Genomic DNA, 16,864 nt, shown 5'->3' on the forward strand with positions numbered 1-16,864 from the left:
CTCGGGGAGGAAGGTCGGAGGAGGGCGGTCGGAGGAGGGCGGATCTAGCGGAAGGAAGCCTTGGTACGGATGCGGGAGACGGCGAGCAGGGCGAGCAGCGTCGTGGCCATGAGGACGACGGCGAGCGCCGAGCCGGTGAAGAGGGAGCCGCGGTCGGTGGCCGTGAAGATGAGCACCGGAAGCGGCAGCCAGTCCGGCGGGTAGAGCATCATCGTGGCGCTCAGCTCACCCATGGACAGGGCGAAGCAGAGCCCTGCGGCCGCGTTCAGGGACGGCAGCAGGAGCGGCAGCTTCACTCGCAGGAGTACGTACGCGGGGCGGGCGCCGAGGCTGGCCGCCGCCTGCTCGTACATCGGGTCGAGCCGCTGGATCGCGGCCGAGACCGACTGGTGGGCGAACGCCGTGACGAGCACGGTGTGCGCGAGGATCACGATCCAGCGGGTGCCGTTGAGGAGTACCGGCGGTTGCGAGAACGCGACGAGGACGGCGAGGCCGACGACCACGGACGGCACGGCGACCGGCAGCATGAACAGGGCGTCGAGGATCCTCTTGCCCTTCCTGCCGAGGGCGGCCCCGGCGAGCGCGGCCCAGGTGCCGACGGTCAGGGCGATCAGGCTCGCGGTGACGGCGGTGACCAGGCTGGTGGTGAGGGCTTGGAGGGACTCGCCGCGGACGGCCGCCGCGTAGTGCTCGGTGGTCGGCCCGGAGGGGAAGGCGCCGGACCAGTTCGTGGCGAACGAGGCGGCGACGATGACGAGGAGGGGGAGGGCGAAGAGCGGGACGAAGAGTACGGCGAACGTGACCCAGGCCGTCCACCTGCCCGTACGGCTATGCACCAGCACGGCGGCTCACCCCCCGGTAGAGGACGTAGAGGCCCACGGAGAGCGCGACGTTGACGACGGCGACGACGCAGGCGGCGGCGTAGTCGGATTCGAGGATCGCCTTGCTGTAGACGAGCATCGGGAGGGTCGTGACGCCCTTGGCGCCGGTGAAGAGGACGATCCCGAACTCGTTGAGGCACATGACGAGGACGAGGCTTCCGCCGGCGGCCAGCGCGGGCAGCGCCTCGGGCAGGATCACCTGCCGGACGATCCGCAGCGGCCGGGCGCCGAGCGAGGAGGCCACCTCCAGCTGGGCCGTCTCCATCTGCGAGAAGGCGGCGAGCAGCGGCCGCATCACGAACGGGGTGAAGTACGTGATCTCGGCGAGGAGGACGCCCCACGGGGTGGCCAGGAACCGGAAGGGGCCCGAGGGGTCCCCGGTGACGTCCGTCCAGACGCCGTTGGCCAGGCCGACCGTGCCGTAGAGGAACAGCAGGGCGAGGGTGATCAGGAAGGACGGGAAGGAGAGGAAGACGTCGATGAACTTCGACACCGCCTTCCCGCCGGGGAACGGCACGAACGCGATCACGACCGCGAGGACGAAGCCGAGGGCGAGACATCCGACGGTGGCGGCGACGGCGAGCCACACGGTGGTGACGAGGGCATCCCGGAAGGACGCGGAGGCGAAGACGTCGCCGTAGGCGCCGGGGGCCAGGGACTCCTGGACGACGAGGGCGAGGGGGTAGAGGAAGACGAGCGCGAGGACGGCGACGGGAGGGAGGGCCCAGACCCAGACGGGGGTTGTCCGCCTCGTCGTGGGCACACCTTCCGTGGAGCGGGTGGGCACGACGCCGGTGGCCGGTGGCCGTTCCTTGAGGCCGCCCGCGGGGCTACCCATCGGACACCCCCGCCCCGAGCAGGACGGCGTCCTCCGGGGCGAAGTGCAGGGTGACCTCGGCCCCGAGCCGCGGCGTCTCCCGGAGCTCCCGTACGTCCGCCTTCACCCGGTGCCCGCCCACCTCCACGTACAACCGGTGCGTGGAGCCCCGCCACTGGACTTCGCTGATACGGCCCCGCAGCGCGTTCGGCCCGTCCCCGAGGCCGACCAGGTGCGGCCGTACGCAGAGGGTGGCGCCCGCGCCGAGGACCGGACCGGGTGGGCCGTCCGCGGCGACCTTCAGCTCGGTCCCGTCGAAGACGACGCCGTCCGTGCCGACCGTCACCGGCAGCAGGTTCGCGTTGCCGACGAACGAGGCCGTGAACTCCGTGCGGGGCCTGCGGTACAGGTCCTGCGGGGTGCCGCAGTCCTGGAGCCGGGCCTTGTCCATGACGGCGATCCGGTCCGCGAGGGTCAGTGCCTCGACCTGGTCGTGGGTGACGTACAGGATCGACACGTCGGGCAACTCGCGGTGGAGGCGGGCCAGTTCGGCCAGCATCCCGGAGCGCAGCTGTGCGTCGAGCGCGGAGAGCGGCTCGTCGAGGAGGAGGACCCTGGGCCGGATCGCGAGCGCGCGGGCGATGGCGACGCGCTGCTGCTGGCCGCCGGAGAGCTCCCGGGGGTACCGGTGGGCGTAGGCCGCCATGCCGGTCATCTCCAGGGCTTCGGCGACCCGGCCGGGGATCTCGCTCTTCGGTGCCTTCTGTGCCTTCAGGCCGAAAGCGACGTTGGCCTCGACCCTCAGGTGCGGGAAGAGGGCGTATTGCTGGACGACCATCCCGATCCCCCGCTTGTACGGCGGGAGGCCGGTGACGTCGCGGCCGCCGATGAGCACCCGCCCGGAGGCCGGCCGTACGAACCCGGCGACGGCCCGCAGCGCGGTGGTCTTGCCGGAGCCGGAGGGCCCGAGGAGGGCCATGACCTCGCCGGGCTCGACGGTGAGGTCGAGCCGGTCGAGGACGGTGGTGCCGCCGTAGGCGACGGACACGGCGTCGAAGCGGATGCCGCTGGTCATGCCTCCGACTCCCTGATCAACGCGGGGAGTTCGGCGACCGAGGCGAGGACGTGCGTCGCGCCGTGTTCCTTGAGCGCCGCCTCGTCGTGCGCGCCCGTCAGGACGCCCGCGACGATCCCGGCGCCCGAGCGGACCCCGCTGAGCATGTCGTACGAGGTGTCGCCCGCGACCACGAGCTGTCGGACGTCGTCCACGGCTCCCGTACGGAGGAGGGCCGCGAGGACCATGTCCGGGTACGGGCGCCCCCGGCCGCCGGCGTCCGCCGGGCAGAGGGTCAGCTCGACCAGGTGCCGCCAGCCGAGCGCGTCGAGGATGGCGTCCTGGGTGACCCGGGCGAATCCGGTGGTGAGGACCACCGTCCGGCCCTGGTCCTTCAGCTCGGCGATCGCCTCGGCCGCGCCGGGGATCGGGGCGATCCGTCCGCCGGAGACCAGCTCTCCGTACGCCGCCTCGAAGGCGAGGTTGGCCTGCTGGGCGCGGGTCTCGTCGCCGCCGAAGAGGTGGCGGAAGACGGAGATCTTGGACTCGCCCATGGTGGCGCGGACGTAGTCGATCATCGTGGCCGGGTCTTCGCCGAGGCGCTCGGCGGCGGCGGTGAAGGCCTGCTCGACGAGGCCGCCGTCGGCGACGGTGGTGCCGGCCATGTCCAGTACGACGAGGTGGTGCTTGGGGTTCTCGGTCACGGTGTTCACCAGCCCAGTTCGTTCGCGGTGGTCTCGGCGATGGCGGGCGAGCAGGTCATGCCGCGGCCGCCGGGCCCGGTCACCAGCCACACGCCGTCGCGGACCCGCTGACGGTGGACGACCCGGCTGGTGTCGACGCACTGCGCGTACACCCCGGCCCAGCGGCGCTTGATCTTCGGCAGCGGGCGGCCGAGGAAGGACTCGACGACGCGGGTGAGGTGCTCGTAGGGGTCTTCGAGGGTGTCGAAGGCGAAGGGGTGCTCGTACTCGTGGGTGTCGCCGATGGTCAGTCCGCCGTCGAGGCGCTGCACCATGAGCAGCTGCATCTTGTGGGCGGCGGCGGTCGGGTCCTGCGGCTGACCGGCCTGGAGGGCGTCCAGGGCCCCGGAGGCGTAGGCCGGGTAGTAGCGGAAGGAGTCGGCGTCGGCGACGGAGGTGGTGAGCGGCTCGCCGAGGGGCTCGGTCTGCATCATCTGGAGGCGGACCCGGCGGACGGGTATCTCGCCGGCGACCTCGCGGACGAGGCCGGAGAGCGCGGCGCCGGTGCACAGGACGACGGCGTCGCCGCTGTGGATGTCGCCGTGGTCGTCGCGGACGGCATTCTCTCCGACGACGTCACGGACCTCGCGGTTCGGCAGGAAGGTGTACTTCCCGGTGGCCAGGAGGGCCTCGCGGAGGGCGAGTTGCGCGAGGCGGGGCTCGACGGCGGCGTCCCGCTCGCACCAGAGCGCCGCCTCGGCCCCTCCGTTCGCGAAGGCGCCGCGCAGGGCGGGGTTGACCGCGAGGGCCTCGGTGGCCGTCAGCAGCTTGTAGCCGCGGGCGGCGGCGTCGGGTCGGGCCACGGCGGCCTCGGCGACGGCGAGTTCCAGCTCGTTCCGTACGGGGGTGAGGGAGCCGACGGCCCGGAAGCCCAGGCCGGGGACCCGGGCCCCGATGCCCTCCCAGAGTTCCCGGGCGCGCAGGGCGGTGTCGAGCTCCTCCCCGCCTGCCCGTCCGCTCACCCAGATCTGGCCGAAGTTGCGGAGGGATGCCCCGCGCGCCTCGGCCTCGCGCTCGATGTGTACGACCTCATGGCCGCGTTCCACTGCGTGCCAGGCGTGCATGGTTCCCACCACGCCGGCTCCTACGACGATCACCTTCATGCCGTCGACGGTCGTGGGGGCGGGTGTCCCGGACGGGGCCGGTGGGCGACGGGACGGTGAACGGACCGACAAGCTTGGACCAGACCCGTTACCTTCTCGTGACCTGCAGGGTGGGTGGGTTGTGATGTTTTTCGGCGTTTGGCCCGCCGCTCGGCCCCCGATCAGCCCCGCTGCCCCAGGTGGGCGGTGAAGCTGAAGCGGTCGCCGCGGTAGAGGGTGCGGACCCGCTCCAGGGGCCGCCCGGCGGTGTCCCGGGACACGCGGTGGAGCAGCAGCATCGGGAGCGCCGGCGGGGTGCCGATGAGGAGGGCCTCACGGGGGGTCGCGAGCACCGTCTCGATGCGTTCGTCGGCGTCACCGAAGGAGATGCCGAGGCGGTCGTGGAGGTAGGAGTAGAAGGAGGAGTCCGGGTCGAACTCGGTGTCCAGGTGCGGGGCGCGGGCCTCGGAGACGTACGTGCTCTCCAGGCCGACCCGCTCGTCGTCGGCGAGCAGCACCCGCTCCATGTGCCAGACGGGCTCGCCGCGTTCGGCGCCGACCTCGGGGGCGAGCGCCTCCGGGCAGGGGAACCGGTCGAGCGAGATGAGGCTGCGGCCGGGGCGGAGGCCCTGCCGACGGACGCCCTCCGTGTAGCTCGCGAGCGAGAGCGGCTGTTCGAGCTTGGGGCCCGCGACGACCGTGCCCCGGCCCTGGCGGCGCAGCCGCCCCTCCAGGAGGAGTTCGCGCAGCGCCTGCCGGACGGTCTCGCGGGACACCTCGTACCGGACGGCGAGGTCGCGCTCGGTGGGCAGCAGCCCGCCCTCCCCCAACTCGTCGACCATCAGGGCGAGTTTCGCCTTGACGGCGTAGTACTTGGGCACGCGGCCGTGCTCCGGGATGCCGGAGTTGACGGGCGCGCCGGGGGTGCCGGGGGCGTTCTGGTAGTTCACCGGGGGATGGTCGCAGACGGGGATGAACGGGAAGGTGTACGCACCATGACTCAGCGGTGCCGGGGACGGCGGCGGGCGGCGCGGACGAGGACGGCGCCGAGGAGGACGAGCGCGGCGGCGAGGGGCACCAGGAGCTTGGCGTGGTCCTCCGACTCCCTTCCCGTGTCGGCGAGTTCGCGGTCCGGGCCGGCGAGTACGAGGTCCCCCGGGTCCGCGGCGGTGGAGCCGGGCGGCCGGGGCGTGGCCCCGGGGGGTCGCGAGGGGGCGACCGGGCCGGACGTGGCGGATGTGTCAGGTGCGGGCTCGTCGGTTCCGATGGAGCGGTCCGGTGCGGCGGAACTCACGGTCAGGCGGTAGTCGCCGGACTCGCCGACCCAGTCGCCGTCGGCGCCCCGGCGCTGGACGACCGCGGCGTTCACGACGACCTCGTCGGGGGCGGTCTCCGCGCGGAAGCCGAGCCGTACGGGGATGGTGAGGGTCCGGCCCGCGGGCACCATGAAGCCGTCGAAGCCGTCCGGGCCCTCGGAGCCGCCGGAGCTCTCGGAGCCTTCGGGTCCGGTGAACACGCCGACCTTCTCGGCCCGTTCGGTCGCCTCGAAGGTCACGGGACGCCAGCGCGCGGCCCCGGCGTCGTAGAACTCGAACCGGATCTGTTCCGGCCGCAGCACCCCCCGCTCGTCGGTGAGGACCAGCACGGGGTGGATGCCCGAACAGGTGGCGTCCGTGGTGTTGGTGAGATCGAGCTTCCACTCCTGGAGGCTGCCGCCTGCGGGATAGTCCACCGGGCCGCCGTGGATCCAGGTGTCGAGGGGGAAGGTCGAGCCGGCCGGGGTGCCGCAGGTGGGCGCGGGGGGATCGGGGGCGGGAATGTCGGGAGCGGCCTGCGCCGGGGCGGGGGCCGTCGTGGAGGGCGCCGAGGGGGCCTGCGCGGTCAGGGCGGGGGACGCCAGGGCCAGGTGGGCCGTCGCGGTGGCCGCCAGCGCGGCCGCCGTGGTCAGGGCGCGGGCGCTGCGCGGTCGCAGGGGGGCGGATGCCATGGGCCGGGCCTTTGCTGTTCGCGGACGTACGGATCGGCCGCGACGCTGCCATGCCGCAGGGGCGACGACCGGGCAGCGACACCGTGTCCGCCCCCGGACGGCCCGGCCGATCCGCCCGATCGGCCTACTGTCGTACGTACCGCTTTACCTCTCTGCCTACTTCCCGAAGATCGGGGCGAGGATCAGCCACGCGGCCCCGTCCGCCACCGCGTCCCGCTCCCCCGCCACCCCCACCGGGGCCGTCAGGCCGAGCCCGGCCAGGACCTCCCGCACCCCTGTCGCGAACACCTCCGGCGCGGCGAGCACCACCCGGCCGCCGAGCAGGACCTGGTCGATGTCCAGGAGGCGTACGAGGTTGGCCGCGCCCTCGCCGAGGATGCGCGCCGCCTCGGCCAGGTCGCCGCGCGCGACCGCCGCCAGGCACAGGACCTCCAGGCAGCCGCGCCCGCCGCAGCCGCACGGGGGCCCGTCGAGCTGGACGGTCTGATGGCCGAGTTCGCCCGCGCCCGTCCTGTCGCCCCGTAGCGGCGCCCCGCCGAGGACGAGGCCCGCGCCCAGACCCGTACCGAGGTGGACGTACGCGAAGGAACCGGGGGCGGCGGGGCGGACGGCGAGGCCGAGGGCGGCGGCGTTGGTGTCCTTGTCGAGGACGACGGGCAGTCCGAGGCGCCGGGTCAGCTCCTCGCGGACGGGATGGCCGTCCCACTCGGGGAATCCCGTCACCCGCCCCGGCACGCCCGCGCGGTGGTCGAGCGGTCCGGGCATCGCGAGCCCGGCGCCGAGGACCGCGCCGGGCGCCTCGGCCACGAGGTCCCGCACCTCCTCCGTGACCGCGTCCAGGACCGGCCCCGCCCCCGCCCCCAGGTCCAGCGCGCACCGACGCAGGGCGACGGCGGTGCCCGCGAGGTCGGCGAGGAGGAGGGTCAGCTCGTCGCGGTCGAGGTGGACGCCGACCGCGTACCCGGCGGTGGGGACGAGCCGCAGGACCGTGCGCGGCTTGCCGCCGGTCGAGGCGCGGTGGCCGGCCTCCGCCGCAAGGCCCTCGGTCCGGAGCCGCGCGGTGATCTTGCTGACGGCCTGCGGGGTGAGCCCGGTCCGCTCGGCGAGCTCCAGACGGCTGATGCCGTCCTCCCCGGCCGTACGCAGCAGGTCGAGCACCAGCGCGGCGTTGTGGCTGCGCAGCGCCGGCACGTTCACTCCGCGCGCCGACCCGCTCACTCCACCGTCCGGCATGTTCACTCCACCCAGGTCCGTCTTCACCTGCCCATTGTCGCTGTCGCTTGCACTTTGGCAACACCGTTGCTTAAGTGAGATACATGACTGGCACCGACATGACCGGCACGGGCGTCACCGGCCCCGGCCCGACGGGCACCTCCCCCCGCACCCCCCTCCGCGTCGGACTCGTCGGCTACGGCCTCGCGGGCTCCGTCTTCCACGCCCCGCTGATCGCCGCCTCCGAGGACCTCGTCCTCGCCGCGGTCACCACCGGCAACCCCGAGCGGGCCGCCGAGGCCCGCGCCGCCCACCCCGGCATCCGGATCGTCGCCACCCCCGAGGAGCTGTGGGAGGACGGGGCTGCGGACGAGCTCGACCTGATCGTCGTCGCCTCCCCCAACAAGACGCACGTCGCGATCGCCACGGCCGCCCTGGAGGCCGGCCTCCCGGTCGTCGTCGACAAGCCGCTGGCCGGGACCGCCGCCGAGGCCCGCGCCCTCGCCGCCCTCGCCGAGGAGCGGGGCCTGCTGCTCTCCGTCTTCCAGAACCGCCGCTGGGACAACGACTTCCGCACCCTGCGCCGGCTCCTCGACGAGGACGAGCTCGGCGAGGTCCAGCGCTTCGAGTCCCGCTTCGAGCGCTGGCGTCCGCTACCCAAGGGCGGCTGGCGGGAGTCAGGCGCGCCCACGGAGATCGGCGGGCTCCTCTACGACCTCGGCAGCCACGTCGTCGACCAGGCGCTCGTCCTCTTCGGCCCGGTGGTCTCGGTGTACGCCGAGTCGGACGTGCGCCGGCCGGGCGCCGAGGCCGACGACGACACCTTCCTCGCGCTCACCCACGCGAACGGCGTCCGCTCGCACCTGTACGTCAGCGCCACCACCGCCCAGCTCGGCCCCCGCTTCCGGGTGCTCGGGCAGCGTGCGGGCTTCGTGAAGTACGGCCTCGACCCGCAGGAGGCCGACCTGCGCGAGGGACTGCGGCCCGTGCCGGGCGCGGTGTGGGGCGTGGAACCGAAGGAGCTGTGGGGCCGGCTCGGCGCCGGCGAGTCGCCGCTGACCGGCGGCGGAACCCCGGTCGAGTCGCTGCCGGGCGACTACCCGGCGTACTACGCGGCCGTCGCCGCCGCCCTGCGCGGCACGGGCGAGAACCCGGTGACGGCGCACGAGGCCGCGGCCGCGCTCGACGTCCTGGAGGCGGCGAGGAAGTCCGCCCGCGAGGGAATCACGGTGACGCTGTGAGCGGCCAGGAGGTCCTTGAGCTGGAGGCCCAGGAAGCACGCCTCGTCCTCCCCCGCTTCACGTACGAGGACGCCTGGACGCTCGGGACCCTGCTCGTCGGCATGGCGCGCGAGCGCCGGGCCCCGGTGGCGATCGACATCCGGCGCGGGCCGCAGCAGCTCTTCCACTGCGCGCTGCCGGGGTCGAGCGCGGACAACGACGCCTGGATCGACCGCAAGCGACGGGTCGTCGAGCGGTACGGCGTGAGCTCGTTCCTGGTCGGTGCCCGGTTCCGTGCCAAGGGGACGACCTTCGAGGCGTCCTCGCGCCTCGACCCCGACCGGTACGCGGCGCACGGCGGCGCGTTCCCGGTCGCGGTCGAGGGCGTGGGCGTGATCGGCTCGGTCACGGTCTCGGGGCTGCCGCAGGCCGAGGACCACGCCATGGTCGTCGAGGCGCTGGAGCGCCTGCTCAGTTCGTCCGGCGCCGACGACGCCGGCTGACGATCACGAGCGCGCCGCCGCCGAGGGCGAGACCGACGGCGGTGGCGCCCATGATGATCTGCCCGGTGCCCGAACCGGTGTCGGGGAGCTCGCCGTCGGGGCCGTGGTGGCCGCCGCCGGAGTTCCCGTTGCCGCCGTTGCCGCCGCTGTCGTCGCCGTGGCCGCCGTCACCGCCGCCGTTCGACGAGCCGCCGTTCGACGAGCCGCCGTTCGACGATCCACCGTTCGACGATCCACCGTTCGACCAGCCGCCGGTCGTGTGGTCGGTGGGAGTGGGCGTCGGCCTGGTCGGAGTCGGAGTCGGCGTCGGATCCGTCGGGGTCGGCGTCGGATCCGTCGGATTGGGCGTCGGGTCCGTCGGGGTCGGCGTCGGATCCGTGGGCGTCGGGGTCGGGGTCGGCGTGGGGGTCGTACAGCCGGGCAGGTCGCCGTTGAACGGGTAGGCGTGGATCTCCTGGCCACCGCCGCCGCTGGTCTCCGAGGCGTGCGTCAGGTTTCCGGTGGTGAAGAAACGGCCGTTCATGCCCGGCATGGTGACGGTCGTCGTGCTGGCCTGGTTACCGATGAGCACACTGCCCGCGAACTGGGCCGTGCCCTCGAACGTGACGGTGGTGGCGTCGGGGAAGTTCCACAGGACCCGCTCGCGCAGCCCGTCCGGCAGCTGGTTGATGTACGTGTCGACGGTGCGGTCGGCGCCGAGGATGTTGACGAGGACGGTCGCGTTCGCCGGGATCTTGTCGAAGCGGATGCCCTGCTGCCCGCCGCGCGTGGACTCCAGGTCGAAGTCGACGTTGAAGACCTGGAGCTTCGACGTGCCGTCACCCGTGAAGACCGTCTCGGTGCCGTTGTTCTTGGCGGTGCCCGTGGGGGTGCGGGAGGCGCCGTTCACGTACGCGTAGCACTGGCTCGCGTCGGTGAGCTGACCGCGGAGGGCGGTATACGGGTCGGCGGCCGCCGCGTCGTGCACCGGAGCGGGCGCCACCGTGCCGGAGAGCGCGCCGCCGTACCGTACGACGCCCCTGACCGATCCCTCCTCGGCGAGCAGGCGCTGGCCGGTGGCGACCTTCAGGTCCTTGCCGACGGTGAGGAAGTCGGTGCCGTTGTCCGGCGGGACGCGCGAGCCGACGCCCGCGACGCCGACGTTGTAGACGCTGGAGCCGCCGGCGCGCTTGTTCATGTCGAAGCCGCCGAGGACGACGACCTTGCCCTCGGCCTCGGCGGCGGCCTCGCGGACGAGCATGTCGCCGCCGACGTAGACGTTGATGTTGTTGTCGCGGTACGTGACCTCGCCGCTGCCGATGTCGGGGTAGGGGCCCGTGGGGCACTTCCCCGGCAGGCAGGGGCCGAGGCCGCCCGGCAGCGGGTCGGCCCAGCCGTTGACGGCCAGCGCGCCGATCAGGGCGGTCGCCGCGATCGTGGAGGCGGCGATGACGGCGAGACGGCGCCGGTCACGTCGTCGCTCGTGCGGAGTGAGTCTCATATCCGGCAATATGCAAAAAGGGTATGAAAATGGCGACGCCCCACGCGGGGCGCCGCCGTTTTCCCGGAGAAAAGGGGCGAGCGGTGATCAGGCGCTCTTGAGCTCCTGGCGCTGCCGGCCGAGCCCGTCGACCTCCAGCTCGACGACGTCACCGGGGCGCAGGTACGGCTTGGGCTCCGGCTGCCCCATGGCGACGCCCGCGGGGGTGCCGGTGTTGATGATGTCGCCCGGGTAGAGGGTCATGAACCGGCTGACGTACCGGACGACCTCGGCGACCGGGAAGATCTGGTCCGAGGTGTGACCGTCCTGCTTGAGCTCGCCGTTGACCCAGAGCCGGAGGCCGAGCGCCTGCGGGTCGGGCACCTCGTCGGCGGTGACCAGCCAGGGGCCGAGGGGGTTGAAGGTCTCGCAGTTCTTGCCCTTGTCCCAGGTGCCGCCGCGCTCGATCTGGAACTCGCGCTCGGAGACGTCGTGGGCGACGGCGTACCCGGCGACGTGCGCGAGGGCTTCCTCGTCGGTCTCCAGGTAGCGGGCGGTGCGGCCGATGACGATGGCGAGCTCCACCTCCCAGTCGGTCTTCACCGAGCCGCGCGGTACGAGCACGGTGTCGTCCGGGCCGACGACGGTGTCGGCGGCCTTGAGGAAGACGACGGGCTCGGCGGGGGTGGCCTGGCCGGTTTCGGCGGCGTGCCCGTGGTAGTTCAGCCCGATGCACACGACCTTGCCGATCCGGGCGACGGGCGGGCCGACGCGCAGCCCGGTCGCGTCGAGCGCGGGCAGCACACCGGCGCCGGCGGCGGCCCGTACCCGATCGAGGGCGGAGGCGTCGGCGAGCAGACTGCCGTCGATGTCGTCGACCAGCGCGGACAGGTCGCGAAGCGTCCCGTCCTGGTCGAGCAGGGCGGGACGCTCGGCTCCCGGCGGGCCGACACGCAGCAGCTTCATGGACTTCTCCCTGTGGTCGAGGCGGGCCCGGGAAAGGGCCCTGAGGTACCCCGGCCGATGGAGTGCGGCCATCGGAGGATTGGTCGATCCTCCAAGAGAACGGGTCACTCTGCAAGACCCCGTTCAGCCACTGGACCCTTACGCGCGAGTAGCAAGCGGCGCGCGCCCCTTCTTCTCGCTCTTCTTCTCGCTCTTCTTCTCACCCTTCTTCTCCCCCTCCTTCTCTCCCTGATCGGGGCGCTCCCGGAAGAGAAGAGCCCGTTCGACGGCGGTCCAGGTGGTGCTGGTGACGACGTAGAGGGCGGCGGCGAGGGGGACGACGGCGACCGTGATCAGGGTGGCGAAGGAGAGCAGCGGCATCACCTTGGCGATGGCGCCCGCACCCGGTGTGGGCTGCCCCAGGTCGAGGGGCTGGGCGGCGAGCTGCGCCTTCGTGCGCCGGTAGGTGAACGTGGCGACGGCGGCGACGAGCGCGAAGAGGACGAGGTAGACCCGTCCGGCCGGGCCGAGGACACCACCGTGGGAGAGGGCGTCGGCCCAGTGGTCGCCGAGCGGGGCGGCGAGGAGGGTGTGCCCGGCCATCCGGTCGCCGGCGAACAGGTGGTACATGAGCAGGAACGCCGGCGCCTGGAGCAGGCTGGGCAGGATCCCGGCGAACGGCGAGACCTTCTCCCGCGCGTGCAGCTCCGTCACCGCCTTTCGCAGCCGCTCGGGGTTCTTCGCGTGCTTCTTGCGGAGCGCGGCGAGCTCCGGAGCGATCCGGGTGCGCGCCTTCTGGCCACGGGCCGAGGCCCGGGACAGCGGATGGATCGCGAGCCGTACGAGCATCGTGAAGAGGACGATCGCGGCGGCCGTGGCGGTGGTGGCGAAGAGCGGCTGGAGCAGGTCGGCGAGCCGCTCGACCAGGGAGCCGAAGGCGGAAAGGATGACGGACAAGGGGAGCCCTCCGTGGGGTCTCGTCGTGCCGGGGAGATGTCGGGTCTCGGCATGACGGATCCGCGTGAGGGGTGTCCGGTGTGGGGTGCGCGCTTCCTGTGCGGTGCGCGCCCCATGGGGTGGTGCGGGGGCTCCCTACGCGGCCGTCAGGAGGGGACGGCCGGGAGCGCGGGGTCTGCGACGCCCTGCGGCGTCGGGGTCGCGCTGGGGCAAAAAGGCGGTGCGCCGCTCGCGGTCGCGGATCGCGGTCCGGACGGCGGTGGGCGGCACGGCCGGGGCCGTACGGGCTCCGAACAGGGCGCAGACGACGGTGGTGGCGGCGAGCGCGACGGCGGCGGAGACGCCACCGCCGTCGGAGAGGAGGAGGTCGGCGAGGGCGAGGAGGAAGAACAGCGGCGTGAGGACCCGCAGGACAAGACTCCTGGTCGTCATTCCGCCACCCCCTCTCGCTCGTTTCACGCGGTTTCTCACCGAGAGGACGTACGGAGCGGCTCAGGAGTTCCCGCACGCGGGCCGTGGTCAGAGATTCGCGTGGTCCAGGGCGACGAGGAGCCGGCGGGGGCCGAGGAGGGCGCGGCTGACCGGGTCGGCGGGGTCCCGGTCGAGCCCGGCGCCGGGCCTCATCTCGACGTCGGCGGGCGGTACGGGGACGCGACAGGCCGGGCATTCGCCGTACGGGCCGAGTTCGGTGCCGCAGCCGGCGTGGTGGAAGTGGCGTACCGCCACGGCTCCGGGGACCTCGGCCCGGCCCCAGGCGCCGAGCGAGCGCAGGACGGGCCAGAGGGCGAGCCCGCGCTCGGTGAGCACGTACTCGTCGCGCGGGGGCGACTCCTGGTAGCGCCGCCGGTCGAGGACCCCCGCCTCGACGAGGGCCTGGAGGCGGGCGGCGAGGACGGCACGGGGGGCGCCGAGGTGGGTGAGGAAGTCGTTGTAGCGGCGGACGCCGTAGAAGGCGTCGCGGACGACGAGAAGGGTCCAGCGCTCACCGACGACTTCGAGGGCGCGGGCGATGGAGCACTGCTGGTGAGCGTAGTCCTTGCCGAGAGCCATGGGATCCATCGTACCCAATCCAGGTTCATTGACTGAACCTTGCTGGTACGTTGAGTCCCTCACTACAAAGTTCATTCACCGAACCGACGGGTGGAGGTCCCCGCCATGCACCGGACGGCACCCATCGCAGCCACCTCCGCCCCACCCCACGGCACCCGCCCCGGGGCCGCGCTCGCCGTCACCGCCGCGGCCACCGCCGTCGCGCTGATGAACTACACGGCCCCGATGCTCACCCTCCCCGACATGGCCGCCGCCTTCGCGACCCCGGCCTCCGCCCAAGCCTGGCTGCTCAACGGCACCCCGCTCGGCCTCGCCGTCCTCCTCCTGGTGGCCGGCAGCCTCGCCGACGCGCACGGCCGCCGCCGGGTCTTCCTCCTCGGCACCCTCGCCCTCGGCCTCACCACCGCCCTCGGCGCCTTCGCAGGCTCCACTGCCACTTTCACCGCGGCCCGGATCGCACAGGGCGCGGCGAGCGCGGCGGTCCTCGCGGGCAGCCTCGGCCTGCTGGCCCACGCGTACCCGGCGGGCCGGGACCGGATCAGGGCGACCGGCGTCTGGGGCGCGTCCGTCAGCGCCGGCATCGCGCTGGGCCCGCTGCTCGCGGGCGCGCTGAGCCTGGTGGACTGGCGACTCGCGTACGAGGTACTGGGCGCGGCGGCCCTGGTGATCGCGACGGTGGGGGCGCGGCTGCTGAGGGGGGACGAAGCGACGCCGAAGAGCTCCCGTGCCCGCCCCGACATCGCGGGCGCGACGGCCCTCGGTCTGGCCCTGGCGGCCCTGCTCACCGCACTCACCCTCGGCCGGGACGGCTGGCTGCGCCCGCAGGTGGGCCTGCTCCTGCTCGCCTCCCTCGCGCTGACGGCGCTGTTCGTGATGGTCGAGCACCGGAGCCGTACGCCCATGGTGGATCTGGCGCTGCTGCGGCGACCGGAGTTCCTGGCGTCGACGCTGGGGGCGCTGTTCACGGGCCTGGCGGTGATCGGCCTGTTCAGCGTGGTGCCGGCGCTGCTCCAGGGCGGTGCGGGGATGTCGCCGCTGGGCGCGGCGTGGCTGTTCGTGCTCTGGTCGGGCACGGCGTTCGTCGTGGCCCTGCAGGCCCGCCGGCTCGCGGGCCGGCTCTCGGCCCCGTACCAACTGGCTCTGGGTTTCGTCCTGTCGGCGGCGGGGGTCCTGGCCCTGCTCGGCGGGCTCGAAGGCCCGGCGGGCTCCTGGCCCCGCCTTCTGCCGGGCCTCCTGGCGGCGGGCGCGGGCAGCGGCCTCCTGAACGCCGCCCTGCCGCGCCTCGCGGTCGACTCCGTACCGCCGGAGCGGGCGGCGATGGGCTCGGGCGCCAACAACACGGCGCGCTACATCGGTTCGTCGGCGGGCGTGGCCCTGATGCTGGCGCTGGCGACGGCGGGAACGGGCCCGGACACGGCGGTCCTGGTGTCGGCGGCACTCGCCCTGACGGGCGCGGGCATCACACTCGCTCTGGGGCGACGACGGCCGCGTCGGTGAACTCCTCCAGGGCGAGGACGTCCTCGTCGCGGCGCTCGTCCCCGGAGTCCGACGGCCCGTACAGACTGACGGCCACGCTCACGAGAAGATTGACGACGAGGGCGAGCAGCCCGGCGTTGACGCCCCAGAGGGGATCGTTCCCGGAGAAGACGAGGGCGCAGACGATGACGACCCCCACGGCGAGCCCGCACACCCCGCCCACCACGGTCATCCGGCGCCACACGAGCCCGAGCAGCACCAGGGGGAGGAGCTGCGCCATCCCCTCGTAGGAGATGAGGGAGAGGCGTACGAGCGTGTTGGGCGCGGTGTACGTCATGACGAGCGCGATCGCCCCGGCGACGACCACGACCAGCTGCGAGAGCCCCTTCTCACGGGCCCGGAGGCGCGGCACGAGACTCAGCATACTGCGCCCCCACATGGTGCCGATGACCAGCATGAACACGGCCATCGGCACGATCGAGGAGAGTGCGGCCGCGACACCGACGAGCCCGACCGCCCAGGCGGGCAGCGCGTCCGTGACCAGCTTGAACAGCGCGAGGTTCGACTCGGCGCCGACGAGCCCGGGGACGACGAAGAGGGCGGCCATGCCGAGCAGCATGGGGACGAAGAGAAGCACGTTGTACGCGGGGAGCCAGACGGCGTTGCGGCGGAGGGTGTCGGCGTCGCGGGCGCCGAGGTAACCGGCGACGGTGGTCGGAAAGATGACGACGGTGAGGGAGTTGAGCACGGTGGTGGAGGCGAACCAGCCGACCCCGTACCCACTCTGCTCACCACCGTGCCCGGGCAGCTTCAGCCACTCGCTCTTCTCGTCGACGAGCCGCCCGAAGAGCTCCCCGAACCCGCCGAAGTAGTGCAGGGGCACGTACACGAACAAGAACCCCAGGGTGAGCACGACGAGAGCGTCCTTGAGCACGGACACCCAGGCACTCCCCCGCAGCCCACTCACCACCACGAAACCGGTGGTGACGGCGAAGGCGAGGAAATAGGCGAGGTCGAGGCCGATGGTCCCGTACGAGATCGTGGAGACGACCACGCCCATGCCGGTGATCTGAAGCTGGATGTACGGCAGAAGGAACACCGTCGCGAGGACGGCGACGGCCGCACCGAGCCAGGGCCTGCGGTACCGGTGGGCGGCCATGTCGCTGAGGGCGACGAGCCCGTGCTTGCGGGCGTACCCCCAGAGCATGGGCCCGACGACGTACCCGACGGCGTAGCCGCAGGACATGTAGGCGACGACGTAGAGCACCGGGGCGCCGTAGTTGTACCCCCAGCCGGCGGCCCCGAGATAACTGAAACTCGTGTACCCCTCCCCCGCCATCAGCACCCAGATGAAGACGGGCCCGAGCGAACGCCCACCGACAGACCAGGCGTCGAGCCCACCGGTCTGATGCCGGCGCACGGCGAGCAGCCCGAGAACGACGGTGAGCACCATGAAGGAGGCGAAGACGGAAACGGCG

17 protein-coding genes are annotated in these 16,864 nt (G+C 73.0%); 3 read left to right on the forward strand and 14 right to left on the reverse strand.

All coding sequences use genetic code 11. The features are described 5' to 3' along the window. Positions 1-44: 44 nt before the first annotated feature. From OG514_RS07710 to OG514_RS07745, 8 genes are all read right to left on the reverse strand, one after another. Positions 45-842 (reverse strand): ABC transporter permease, encoded by a 798-nt coding sequence (locus OG514_RS07710; protein ID WP_266892216.1) that lies wholly within the window; start codon positions 840-842, stop codon positions 45-47. Further along, a complete protein-coding gene (locus tag OG514_RS07715; RefSeq protein WP_266892218.1) occupies positions 829-1,719 on the reverse strand; it encodes a 2-aminoethylphosphonate ABC transporter permease subunit in 891 nt (296 codons plus the stop codon). The genes OG514_RS07710 and OG514_RS07715 overlap by 14 nt, the downstream gene beginning before the upstream one ends. Continuing rightward, positions 1,712-2,773 carry an ABC transporter ATP-binding protein gene (locus tag OG514_RS07720; protein WP_266892220.1) on the reverse strand — a complete coding sequence of 354 codons (1,062 nt, stop codon included), beginning with the start codon at positions 2,771-2,773 and terminating at the stop codon, positions 1,712-1,714. Before OG514_RS07720 ends, OG514_RS07715 begins: the two co-directional genes overlap by 8 nt. Beyond that, positions 2,770-3,465: a phosphonatase-like hydrolase gene (locus tag OG514_RS07725; protein ID WP_266892222.1), complete on the reverse strand. Its 696-nt coding sequence runs from the start codon at positions 3,463-3,465 to the stop codon at positions 2,770-2,772. The genes OG514_RS07720 and OG514_RS07725 overlap by 4 nt, the downstream gene beginning before the upstream one ends. Then, positions 3,462-4,598: a TIGR03364 family FAD-dependent oxidoreductase gene (locus tag OG514_RS07730; RefSeq protein WP_266892224.1), complete on the reverse strand. Its 1,137-nt coding sequence runs from the start codon at positions 4,596-4,598 to the stop codon at positions 3,462-3,464. Before OG514_RS07730 ends, OG514_RS07725 begins: the two co-directional genes overlap by 4 nt. Positions 4,599-4,759: 161 nt before the next feature. Further along, complete coding sequence (locus OG514_RS07735; protein WP_073914458.1) at positions 4,760-5,527, reverse strand: GntR family transcriptional regulator; 768 nt, start codon at positions 5,525-5,527, stop codon at positions 4,760-4,762. A 50-nt stretch (positions 5,528-5,577) separates the two neighbouring features. Next, positions 5,578-6,564, reverse strand: a complete 987-nt coding sequence (locus OG514_RS07740) for a hypothetical protein (RefSeq protein WP_266892232.1) — start codon at positions 6,562-6,564, stop codon at positions 5,578-5,580. A 156-nt stretch (positions 6,565-6,720) separates the two neighbouring features. Beyond that, entirely contained in the window at positions 6,721-7,797 is a 1,077-nt protein-coding gene (locus OG514_RS07745; RefSeq protein ID WP_266900779.1) for an ROK family transcriptional regulator, read from the reverse strand. Positions 7,798-7,895: 98 nt separating this feature from the next. On the opposite strand from OG514_RS07745, the gene OG514_RS07750 reads away from it, so the two are divergent. Together OG514_RS07750 and OG514_RS07755 are read left to right on the forward strand one after the other, a co-directional pair. Then, positions 7,896-9,017 (forward strand): Gfo/Idh/MocA family oxidoreductase, encoded by a 1,122-nt coding sequence (locus OG514_RS07750; RefSeq protein ID WP_266900780.1) that lies wholly within the window; start codon positions 7,896-7,898, stop codon positions 9,015-9,017. Further along, the gene (locus tag OG514_RS07755) at positions 9,014-9,499 is read left to right on the forward strand and encodes a heme-degrading domain-containing protein (RefSeq protein WP_266892234.1); all 486 of its coding nucleotides are present in this window, start codon (positions 9,014-9,016) and stop codon (positions 9,497-9,499) included. Before OG514_RS07750 ends, OG514_RS07755 begins: the two co-directional genes overlap by 4 nt. Here the strand turns inward: OG514_RS07755 and OG514_RS07760 are convergent. The 5 genes from OG514_RS07760 to OG514_RS07780 all read right to left on the reverse strand — a co-directional run bounded on the left by OG514_RS07760 (position 9,468) and on the right by OG514_RS07780 (position 13,919). Then, positions 9,468-10,979: a choice-of-anchor A family protein gene (locus OG514_RS07760; protein WP_266892236.1), complete on the reverse strand. Its 1,512-nt coding sequence runs from the start codon at positions 10,977-10,979 to the stop codon at positions 9,468-9,470. The two genes, OG514_RS07755 and OG514_RS07760, sit on opposite strands and share 32 nt — an antisense overlap. An 87-nt stretch (positions 10,980-11,066) precedes the next feature. Further along, a complete protein-coding gene (locus OG514_RS07765; RefSeq protein ID WP_266892238.1) occupies positions 11,067-11,924 on the reverse strand; it encodes a fumarylacetoacetate hydrolase family protein in 858 nt (285 codons plus the stop codon). Positions 11,925-12,062: 138 nt separating this feature from the next. Beyond that, a complete protein-coding gene (locus tag OG514_RS07770; protein WP_266892240.1) occupies positions 12,063-12,860 on the reverse strand; it encodes a membrane protein insertase YidC in 798 nt (265 codons plus the stop codon). Positions 12,861-12,995: 135 nt separating this feature from the next. Next, complete coding sequence (locus OG514_RS07775) at positions 12,996-13,292, reverse strand: DUF6412 domain-containing protein (protein WP_266892242.1); 297 nt, start codon at positions 13,290-13,292, stop codon at positions 12,996-12,998. 87 nt (positions 13,293-13,379) lie between these two features. Continuing rightward, entirely contained in the window at positions 13,380-13,919 is a 540-nt protein-coding gene (locus OG514_RS07780; protein ID WP_266892244.1) for a helix-turn-helix domain-containing protein, read from the reverse strand. Between the two features lie 96 nt (positions 13,920-14,015). On the opposite strand from OG514_RS07780, the gene OG514_RS07785 reads away from it, so the two are divergent. Next, positions 14,016-15,407 carry an MFS transporter gene (locus OG514_RS07785; RefSeq protein WP_266892246.1) on the forward strand — a complete coding sequence of 464 codons (1,392 nt, stop codon included), beginning with the start codon at positions 14,016-14,018 and terminating at the stop codon, positions 15,405-15,407. On the opposite strand, the gene OG514_RS07790 is transcribed toward OG514_RS07785, so the two are convergent. After that, positions 15,370-16,839, reverse strand: a complete 1,470-nt coding sequence (locus OG514_RS07790; protein ID WP_266900781.1) for a sodium:solute symporter — start codon at positions 16,837-16,839, stop codon at positions 15,370-15,372. The genes OG514_RS07785 and OG514_RS07790 overlap by 38 nt on opposite strands. Between the last annotated feature and the right edge of the window lie 25 nt (positions 16,840-16,864).

It is taken from the genome of Streptomyces sp. NBC_00572, assembly GCF_026341815.1.
Taxonomy (GTDB): domain Bacteria; phylum Actinomycetota; class Actinomycetes; order Streptomycetales; family Streptomycetaceae; genus Streptomyces.